This window comes from Limimaricola variabilis (assembly GCF_014195545.1).
GTDB lineage: Bacteria > Pseudomonadota > Alphaproteobacteria > Rhodobacterales > Rhodobacteraceae > Limimaricola > Limimaricola variabilis.
The window spans coordinates 1-1,380 of the sequence record NZ_JACIBX010000034.1 but is presented as its reverse complement, the minus strand read 5'-3'; the positions used below and the strand labels follow the sequence as shown (position 1 = coordinate 1,380).

Sequence of the window (1,380 nt, the reverse complement as noted above, 5' to 3'; positions counted from 1 at the left end):
CGCCGAGGTGTTCCGGGCCAAGATGCTGGAGAAGAGGACGTGAGCGCCCTACCCTCCAACCACCGCGGAGTCGCGGTTCAAGTATCGCTCACCACCCCGAATGGGTGTTGAGCAGGAACTGCGCGAAGATCGGTGCGCAGGCGGCGCCGAGACCGCGCGCATTGCCGCCCACCGCGCCAGCCTCGATCCGTGGTGGGATTAAGCCGCGCAGATCGACCCGGTCGAGCCCCGCCCTGACCCGTTCCACCAAGGATGCGCGCACCTGCTCGGGAAAGCCGCCATCGATCAGCACCGCCTCGAAGTCGATGACCGCACAGACAGTGGCGGCGGCGCGCGCCAGCTCCTCGCCCGCCTCGTCGAGCCAGGGCTCGATTACGTCGCTCATGCCGGACCAGTCCTGCGGCAGGCTCCACAGCCGCGCCGGGTCGTGGCCGGCCGCCTCGAGCCGCCGCTCGAGCATGTGCAACGAGGCCGTGTCGATAAGCTGCGCCGGCCGACCGGCGGCGTCGCGCGTCGGCAACGACCCCATGGCCCCGGCATTGCCGCGCGCGCCCTCGAACACCGAATGGTTCAGCACCACGCCGCCGCCGATGAAGGAGCCCACGAAGAAATAGGCGTAGTCGCGAAACGCCCGTCCCCTTCCATAGACATGCTCTGCGCGACAGGCGGCCGTGGTGTCGTTGTCGACGAAGACGGGAAAGGCCGAGAACCGGCCGATCTCGGCGGCGAAATCGAAACCGCGCCAGCCGTCGAGCGCCGCTGGCGGCGCGCCGATGGTTTCGGGCCAGATCCAGAGCTCGTGCGGCCGGGCGACGCCGATCCCGGCGACCCGGTCGCGCAGCCGCGCCGGCAGCCGTGCCAACAGATCCTCGATGCCCGCTTCGAGAAACCGCATGATGCCGGCGGGATCGGGATAACGGTAGGTGTCGTGCAGCTGGCCACGTGGCTGGCCCAGCAAGTCGACGATCAGCAGATCGGCGCTGCGACGCCCGATCTTGAGGCCGATCGAAAACGCCCCGTCCGGATCGAGCCCCACCGGGACGCGCGGCTTGCCGACGCGCCCACGCTGCGGCGTGCCGCGCAACACCATGCCATCCTCGTCGAGACGGCGCAGGATCACCGAGACGGTCTGGGGAGAGAGGCCCGAAAGCCGCGCCAGATCGCTGCCGGGCATGGGACCATGTCGTTGCATCAGGCTGAGCAGCAGCCGCTCGTTGTGATCGCGCAATCCGCGCTGGTTCGCGCCGCCCGCAAGGCTGCGCACTTCGGATTTGTCCATCCGATATCCTCCCTGCCCCCATCATGCAGCACATTCAATTATTAAATCAACTGGATTTATTTATTGACTGGCCGGCAGAATCGACGCTAACGTTCGGTCAA

The 1,380-nt window shown here is 67.5% G+C and carries 1 protein-coding gene; it reads right to left on the bottom strand.

The genetic code is table 11. From position 1 onward, the window contains the following. Positions 1-88: 88 nt before the first annotated feature. Positions 89-1,279, bottom strand: a complete 1,191-nt coding sequence (locus FHS00_RS17540; RefSeq protein WP_183475388.1) for an ROK family transcriptional regulator — start codon at positions 1,277-1,279, stop codon at positions 89-91. Positions 1,280-1,380 lie beyond the last annotated feature (101 nt).

Excerpts from the sequence above, each read along its gene's own strand:
- FHS00_RS17540 (WP_183475388.1), bottom strand. The coding sequence starts at position 1,279 with ATGGACAAATCCGAAGTGCGCAGCCTTGCGGGCGGCGCGAACCAGCGC.